Source organism: Spirosoma aerophilum (assembly GCF_054782495.1).
In genome coordinates, this window is the sequence record NZ_BAAGSJ010000029.1 from 1 (window position 1) to 6,512 (window position 6,512).

The 6,512-nt window shown below is 50.1% G+C and carries 12 protein-coding genes; 2 read left to right on the plus strand and 10 right to left on the minus strand.

Annotated elements, in window-relative coordinates; all coding sequences use genetic code 11:
• Positions 1–238 precede the first annotated feature (238 nt).
• From ACYVK4_RS27035 to ACYVK4_RS27055, 5 genes are all read right to left on the minus strand, one after another.
• Positions 239–1,417 carry a neutral zinc metallopeptidase gene (locus tag ACYVK4_RS27035; RefSeq protein WP_461130695.1) on the minus strand — a complete coding sequence of 393 codons (1,179 nt, stop codon included), beginning with the start codon at positions 1,415–1,417 and terminating at the stop codon, positions 239–241.
• Positions 1,418–2,019: 602 nt separating this feature from the next.
• Positions 2,020–2,280: an aldo/keto reductase gene (locus tag ACYVK4_RS27040; RefSeq protein ID WP_461130696.1), complete on the minus strand. Its 261-nt coding sequence runs from the start codon at positions 2,278–2,280 to the stop codon at positions 2,020–2,022.
• Positions 2,193–2,414, minus strand: coding sequence for an aldo/keto reductase (locus tag ACYVK4_RS27045; protein WP_461130697.1), 222 nt, complete (start codon positions 2,412–2,414; stop codon positions 2,193–2,195). The genes ACYVK4_RS27040 and ACYVK4_RS27045 overlap by 88 nt, the downstream gene beginning before the upstream one ends.
• Complete coding sequence (locus ACYVK4_RS27050; RefSeq protein ID WP_461130698.1) at positions 2,357–2,617, minus strand: aldo/keto reductase; 261 nt, start codon at positions 2,615–2,617, stop codon at positions 2,357–2,359. Before ACYVK4_RS27050 ends, ACYVK4_RS27045 begins: the two co-directional genes overlap by 58 nt.
• Positions 2,602–2,766 (minus strand): hypothetical protein, encoded by a 165-nt coding sequence (locus ACYVK4_RS27055; protein ID WP_461130699.1) that lies wholly within the window; start codon positions 2,764–2,766, stop codon positions 2,602–2,604. The genes ACYVK4_RS27050 and ACYVK4_RS27055 overlap by 16 nt, the downstream gene beginning before the upstream one ends.
• Here ACYVK4_RS27055 and ACYVK4_RS27060 point away from each other — a divergent pair.
• Together ACYVK4_RS27060 and ACYVK4_RS27065 are read left to right on the plus strand one after the other, a co-directional pair.
• Complete coding sequence (locus ACYVK4_RS27060) at positions 2,707–2,892, plus strand: hypothetical protein (RefSeq protein ID WP_461130706.1); 186 nt, start codon at positions 2,707–2,709, stop codon at positions 2,890–2,892. The genes ACYVK4_RS27055 and ACYVK4_RS27060 overlap by 60 nt on opposite strands.
• Positions 2,893–3,015: 123 nt before the next feature.
• Positions 3,016–3,381: a winged helix-turn-helix transcriptional regulator gene (locus ACYVK4_RS27065; RefSeq protein WP_461130700.1), complete on the plus strand. Its 366-nt coding sequence runs from the start codon at positions 3,016–3,018 to the stop codon at positions 3,379–3,381.
• 293 nt (positions 3,382–3,674) lie between these two features.
• On the opposite strand, the gene ACYVK4_RS27070 is transcribed toward ACYVK4_RS27065, so the two are convergent.
• The 5 genes from ACYVK4_RS27070 to ACYVK4_RS27090 all read right to left on the minus strand — a co-directional run bounded on the left by ACYVK4_RS27070 (position 3,675) and on the right by ACYVK4_RS27090 (position 6,049).
• Complete coding sequence (locus ACYVK4_RS27070; protein WP_461130701.1) at positions 3,675–4,151, minus strand: DUF2214 family protein; 477 nt, start codon at positions 4,149–4,151, stop codon at positions 3,675–3,677.
• Positions 4,151–4,570 (minus strand): DUF4267 domain-containing protein, encoded by a 420-nt coding sequence (locus ACYVK4_RS27075; protein ID WP_461130702.1) that lies wholly within the window; start codon positions 4,568–4,570, stop codon positions 4,151–4,153. The genes ACYVK4_RS27070 and ACYVK4_RS27075 overlap by 1 nt, the downstream gene beginning before the upstream one ends.
• 73 nt (positions 4,571–4,643) lie before the next feature.
• Positions 4,644–4,826, minus strand: a complete 183-nt coding sequence (locus ACYVK4_RS27080; RefSeq protein ID WP_461130703.1) for a hypothetical protein — start codon at positions 4,824–4,826, stop codon at positions 4,644–4,646.
• A 17-nt stretch (positions 4,827–4,843) separates the two neighbouring features.
• Positions 4,844–5,218 (minus strand): Crp/Fnr family transcriptional regulator, encoded by a 375-nt coding sequence (locus ACYVK4_RS27085; RefSeq protein WP_461130704.1) that lies wholly within the window; start codon positions 5,216–5,218, stop codon positions 4,844–4,846.
• A gap of 468 nt (positions 5,219–5,686) precedes the next feature.
• Positions 5,687–6,049: a hypothetical protein gene (locus ACYVK4_RS27090; protein WP_461130705.1), complete on the minus strand. Its 363-nt coding sequence runs from the start codon at positions 6,047–6,049 to the stop codon at positions 5,687–5,689.
• Positions 6,050–6,512: the final 463 nt, after the last annotated feature.

Genomic DNA, 6,512 nt, shown 5'->3' on the forward strand with positions numbered 1-6,512 from the left:
CTGCCTGATCATGTCAGAAAAAGTAAGGTAAACTCCTATTCGTCTCAATTGGGAGCGTTTTATAAGACAGTGTCTTTTAAGATCACTCCAGTGCAATCAGGCGCATACGGACTGCCAACTACTGAGCACGTTATGCCGCTCTTTTTGCACCGGTAGACCCGCCTTCCTGTAACTTGGAGCAACCAAACAGCTCGATCTTTTAGTCAAGCTGTTTGGTTCACCTGGCGCAGACAATTGTTTAAGGAGCCACTAGAGCAGGCAGTTGAGCCTCGAAAAGGGCGGTGAAAGCCTGGGCAGTTAAAATACGGCCTTGCTTTTGGGCATCATCGGCCACCTTATAGCCCCAGCTAGCCGCGGCCATTCGCTGAGTGGGTGTGCCGTGGTGACCATCACTGGTAAAGCCACAATCCCCGATGTTATAAAAAACGGTCAGAAACTCTTGCACCCGTTTCCACTGCATGGCTGCTCCCCGGGCATGAGAGAGGTAGTAAGCTGAATAGGCATCCGCCATCAATTCGGTTCGCCGGGTCGCTTCCGGGCTGGGCTGGTCTTCGAATAAATCAAGTTGGAATTGAATATGATGGCCGAATTCGTGTGCCAGGATCGTCTGAGGGGCTACATCACCATAGCCGATAGCGGTATAGGCTTCCATGATCCCATCGCCCATGATAATTTTATCCGGTATATTCCCGACCGGAGGGTAATAAAATCCTGGCTGAGCAAAGGCATTAAAGGTAAAGATCGGATGGTCACCCATTCGTGTTTGGGGATAGGCCGCCAGCACAGCTAAGACAAAGTCGGCATAATAAGCTGCTTCAGCCGCATTCAGGCCATAGACCAGGATGTAGGTTCGAATCAGTTTATCCCGATTGGCCAGCATGTTGCCATGCATGGCAGCCAGGACAATATTATCCGATTGAATGTTCCAGAACCGTTGTAGATCTTTAAATGTCTTGGTCACCCGTTGAGTGTATTCGCCTTTGACTCCAAAGTATTGATTGGCCGAGCTGTTTTCAAAAACCAGAGCGTCATAGGTAGGTAAGTCGGTCATGGCCAAACCATTCACATAACTACGTAGCGTGGGAGTCCAATCGCTTAGTTGTCCCCGTAGCCATTGATATAGCAACGTGTTGCTGTTACAGGGAGTGGGCGTAACCGCGAATACGCTTTGCACCAACTCCCGGTATTCGGGGTGAGTTTTCAACAGGACCGCTGGGTTTTGACGTAATCGGAAGGCATAATCGGCGGGTAAAGTGGCCACAAGATGGGCCAACCGGGTTTCGGCAGAGGCCGCCAATCGACCCGATTGGCTCGTAGGGGGTTGACGGATCGGCAACTGGGTGTCCATCGAGGCGTCTTTACATCCTCCGATCAGTGTGCCGAAGACCAGGCAGAAAAAAGCTTTTTTTAGGGGCATGTTCAAGATTGATTTAGCTAGGTTTATATGAAGTAAGTAAACTTGGTAAACCTAGCCGTAAATCCAGGCCCACAAATGCGTGTAAATACCGTTTTATATATGGTTATTAATTAGTATACCGCATAGGAATACTAAATGAGTAAAAGGAACAGTGTATCTACAATTGATTCATTCTAGTGGCTCAGTAGCTGGCCTTATTAATTTATTAATCGTGGCAACTTGAAAGAGCAGTCTTGAAAGAGTACTACAACCTACCTTTGGGGAAATGTGCTAAACAATTTACTGTTGGTCTAACGAGGTTCCTTAATTACCGACCCGTCATGGCCTCTGCTGCTCTAAAGTTCAACACTCGTGATGCTGAATGATCGAAGGCTTGCGCGTCAAGCTGGTGTGTAACGAACTGGACCTCGTCGGAAAGGCTGACTGACACTAATAAATATGGGGCCTTAATTTATTGTTCTATTAAGGTACCTATTCTTGACTACTTCTTCATCTCGTGCGGGAGCGTTTCAGGCAACCATCAACTTTCAGTGGTCAACAACTCAAAAGTTCGTTTGCACGCTAGCCAGCAGGTCGTGAGGATAGCCCAGTTGAATGGCACTTCACTCATCCAAAAGCTGTAACTGGTTCGCTGGTAAGCTAAGTGCGGTGGCCCTCAAACTGCTCTCCAGATGGATCAGGGTGCGCGCTCCAATGATGGGAAAGACGCCTTTGTGCAAAACCCAAGCCAGCGCTAGCTGCCCTGGCGTAGCGTTGAGATCTTTGGCCATCAGCTCTAGATGATCCAGTATCGCCTTTGCTCGCCCATCCTCCTGGTAAGTGCCCCCAAAGACAGTGTCAGCCGCCCCGATGCCCCTTGGCAATATTTCCCCGTTAGTAAACCTCCAGCCAACGGAGAATAGCCCATCTTACCTAAACCAAAGTGGTCCGCCATTGGGATCAACTCTCGTTCAGCTGATCGTTGCGAGAGGTTGTATTCGTATTGGATAGCCGCCATGGTAAAGAAGTTGCCATGATCGCTGCTTTCCAGGCCGGGAAATTGGCCAAACCCACGTACAAAATTTTGCCCGCCCTGACTAGATCGTCCAGCCCTTGAACCGTTTCTTCTAAGGGGGTTACCCCATCATCATAATGGGGCATACACAGGTCGATATACTCCGTCTTCAGGCGTCTCAAGCTGCCCTCTACGGCTTGACGCACGCCTTACGGTGACTACCCGCATTGACCAGCGCGGGATTCGCTTGGCTGCTTCGGGGATACTTCGTACAAATAATGAAATCGTGTCTAGTATGCTCCATAAACCGCCCAACCGTTTCTTCCGATTCGCCAAACTGATACTGATCCGACACGTCGATAAAATTGCCACCGGCATCAGCATAAGCCGTGAGGATGCCGAGGGCCTCCTGGACAGCCGTGCCGTATCCTCAGCGGTCACCCAACTGGGAGCCTCCCAGAATGAGCTCACTAGCTGGTAATCCCGTTTGGGTTCCAAATAATTTGTAGTTCATTCGACAAAGGACAGCCCTAAGTCAAGTCGAGTCAAGTAGGGCTGAATTCAGCCGTATCTAATTGCGTCAGGTAAAGATTATCTTTGCGGGATGTTTGAGCGAAAATTACCCCTCGAGCTGAACTGTGGTCTGCACCTGTTTATGGAGGTGATGAATGGGAAGTGGAAGCTAAATCTCATCTGGAGCATTCATTGTGGCATTCGGCGGCCTGGCGAATTGCATCGTAAACTTCCCCGGGTGTCGCGTCGCTTGTTAGATAGCCAATTAAACCAGCTAGTAGCGCATGGTATCCTATCCAAAACTAGTTTTGATCAAAAGCCTCTGAAGGTGGAATATCAACTCACTACCTTAGGTGAAACCTTGATACCTATGATTGAACTGACCGCGCAATGGGGTGAGGCCCATCGTGATGTATTGGAACCACTCTTTACCAATGAGCGGTCAGCATCGTCCTAATAAAGTGTTTCATAAAATGCCCGAATTAATGAGCAGCTACATGACTAATTCATCGTCTAAGACGGGAGCCTGTTCATGAACGTTTCTTCGTCTCACTGGGTAGAGTTTTGTGAGACCCTAGTTTAGAAGGCCAAAGCGATCTGGCCTGTTCTGACGCCCAGTAGAGGCCATCACCTACCATAACCAATTCGTAATTGGCTATCGCTAATCCACTTGCCCATAAAACCGGCTAAACTGGCAAGTCAGACACCTTAGCTAAGGGTGGGGGATGTTAATCGTTGGGCTTCCGCAGATTAAGTAAATTTAAAAATTGCCAGGATGATAATGGCTAGAAACACCATCAGTTGAACGCGGTAAAACCTGATCAGCTTCCTGACCGCAGGTTGGACCACTAAACTTAGGTCAATGTCCTCGACCAGCAGGCTAGTTCTTAACTGTTTCATGAGCGGACTACCCACCAACAGCCCGTTCAGCGGCGGCAGTAAGATTAGCCCCAGTTTTAGCTGTAGCCAGAGTTGCGGTAAATAGACACCCTCACTGAGAATGGTCAGACCGACCCCGGAAAGAACCAATACGACCCCGCCCGCTAGTAAGAGCCGATCTAGACCCGACAGCAGGCGGAAAAGACTGATGGCAGCTTTATTCTGCTTCGTTAACAAGCTTACAAATGAGCGCAACACAACCCACTCGGTAACCGTGGTGCCCACCATCAGGACCAGACCCGACAGGTGCAGCGCCAGCAACACGTTTCGTAGCATGAAAGCATCCATCAGGCAAGGGATTTAGCGTTAGGATAGAATAAGATACAACTGGTGATGGCCATGTATAGGGCGGTACCGCCATGGACCAGCAAGCGGGGCAAATCCACTCCGTTGTGTTGGTAGATCACCAAGCGGTCTGTGAAGGGGATAAGAATGGCTGCCGTAAAGACGTACGCGGTCGCTTCTTTCATCCGGGTTAACCATAACGCCAGAAGTGCTACGCCCGAAAAAATATCGCGTATCCCCTTGATGCGGCCGTAGGGCAGGGCTGAATCCGTTAAGAGCTCTATGCCGAAATCGTCCATACTGAGCTGGGGAGCCAGCACAAACCGCAGGCCGATGAGGAGAATGCCCAGGGCGATGGGCAGGATCAGCCAATAGGATGCCGATCGCCAGTCCCAAAGGACTGGTGCCTGTTCTGTTTTCATAGTGTGCATATCATGATCGATTTTGACCACAAAGCTCACGACCAAAAAACAGCCCCTCGTTCACCCAGGTTAATTAATGCGTCTGGGCCATTCGTTTTCGAATGCGGCTCAGAGACTGGGGCTTGATGCCCACGTAGGAGGCGATGTAATATTGGGGAATGCGCTGGGCAATGTCGGGAAACTTGGCCAGAAAGGTCTGGTATCGCCGCTCGGGTGGGTCCGTGTAGAGGGAGTTGATCTGGTGGATGGCACTCACAAACACCTCGCTGATGGCTAGCCGCCCAAATCGTTCCCCTGTTCCACCTGTCGGTACAACGCGTCCATATTGGCTTGGCTAATGCTGTAGACGGTAGTGTCTTCCAGGGCCTGAATATTGGTGTGGGAGGGCTGCTGGGGCAGAAAGCTGGCGTAATCACAGACGAATTCGCCCTCTTTGTTAAAGTAGCTGGTTTTTTCCTCCCCCTCGATACTAGCATAATAGCGGACCAACCCCTTCTCAATAAAGAAGACGTTTTTGCAGACCTGCCCCGCCTGCAGCAGATGCTCGCCTTTCTTTAGTTTTTGTTGGCGAACTAAGGTGGCAATAATCGCTTCATCGGCTGAAGAGAGGGGAATATAGTGTTGAATGGTTTTGAGCAGTCGATCCATGCTCAAAAATAAGCATGGGATTGCTCTTGTCGGAAGAGAAAAAACACTAGGGGTTTGGTGGTCGAGTAGAAGGGGGTTGGTAGTAAATGGGGGGCAAAACGGCGGATCGGAGACTTGTAGCTTGCTCTATCGATTTTATTTATATGAAAAAGAGCATTTTTTGAGATGAAGCCAACTGTCGGTATTTACCCACTCGCTCAGTAAACTCTGGAGTTGATGTCGCCGATGATAGGTAGACCAACAGAGTAAATCTAGGAGCGAGACTGCAGATAACTCGCCCACCCTACTATACAAACCGCCTTGCCCTAGTCGCCTAGTTTCTTCCGGCTATCAGGTGTCGATGGAGTATCCCAGAGGCAGAGCACTATTTGCCCTTGCCCATTCGCCAAGACGCCCCCACGTCTACACTGGCCATGATGCCCCGGTAGAGAGGCAAAGTCCCGGCTACAAACACGCCCAACTGAGGGGTCAGCCAATATCGACCCCCCCCTGAACTTGCGCATGGACCCCCGCATAGTTGTCCGAACCTGGGGCCTCTCGGCCCGCCTTGTAAGTGGTTTTACTGACCCCCAGCCACAGAAATGGATCAAGGCGCGAAGTCGTCAAGAAGTGATAGTTGACAAAGCCACTAGCCGTAATACCACTGTAGACCGACCGACTGAGCAGGTAACCACTGGTGGCCCGTAGCCCTACGCCAAGGTGCTGACTCAGGCCATATTCGGCGCTGAGGGCCAGCTCGGGGGTTCGACTGAAGAAGACGGGCCCGGCATTGAGTAGGAGCGTCTTTGGTCTAAAAGCCTGTTGGGCGGATGTTGGGGATAGGCTGCTCACTAATAGTAAGCTTGCCAGCCCTAGTCGGTAAGCGGAGAAATAGCTACTGACTATGTGTTGAGGGGGTTAACACTAAAACAAACGTAACGTTTTAATCTGGGTTTAATGTGATTGATTCGCAAGTTTATTCAGTATGGGCAGTGGCTTTCGTTTCACTAGGCATCCATAAGTTGAAGGCTGGACTTGGTGGGCGACTACACCTTGTTGAGAGCTCTTGTTAAAGCGAATGAAAGTGGTCCAAGGGGATCTACCTATTGGCAAGTTAACTCACTAAATTCATGCTTAGGCAATCTGCTGCCGTTTGTCAGCATGAGCGTGAATTGCGTCTTCGTCTCACGAGGAGGGTTTTGGTGAGACAATATTTTTTTTAAAAGCTATCTGATGCCCCCAATGCGCTCAGAACGGTTCCCCGACAGGACCCGCGACTGAATCAACCACCGCAGCTTACGTAGTTACATTTGGA

Coding starts and splice junctions, on each gene's coding strand:
- ACYVK4_RS27075 (WP_461130702.1), bottom strand. CDS start 4,570: ATGAAAACAGAACAGGCACCAGTCCTTTGGGACTGGCGATCGGCATCC.
- ACYVK4_RS27070 (WP_461130701.1), bottom strand. CDS start 4,151: ATGGATGCTTTCATGCTACGAAACGTGTTGCTGGCGCTGCACCTGTCG.
- ACYVK4_RS27065 (WP_461130700.1), top strand. CDS start 3,016: ATGTTTGAGCGAAAATTACCCCTCGAGCTGAACTGTGGTCTGCACCTG.
- ACYVK4_RS27085 (WP_461130704.1), bottom strand. CDS start 5,218: ATGGATCGACTGCTCAAAACCATTCAACACTATATTCCCCTCTCTTCA.
- ACYVK4_RS27035 (WP_461130695.1), bottom strand. CDS start 1,417: ATGCCCCTAAAAAAAGCTTTTTTCTGCCTGGTCTTCGGCACACTGATC.
- ACYVK4_RS27045 (WP_461130697.1), bottom strand. CDS start 2,414: ATGGCGGCTATCCAATACGAATACAACCTCTCGCAACGATCAGCTGAA.
- ACYVK4_RS27060 (WP_461130706.1), top strand. CDS start 2,707: ATGCTCCATAAACCGCCCAACCGTTTCTTCCGATTCGCCAAACTGATA.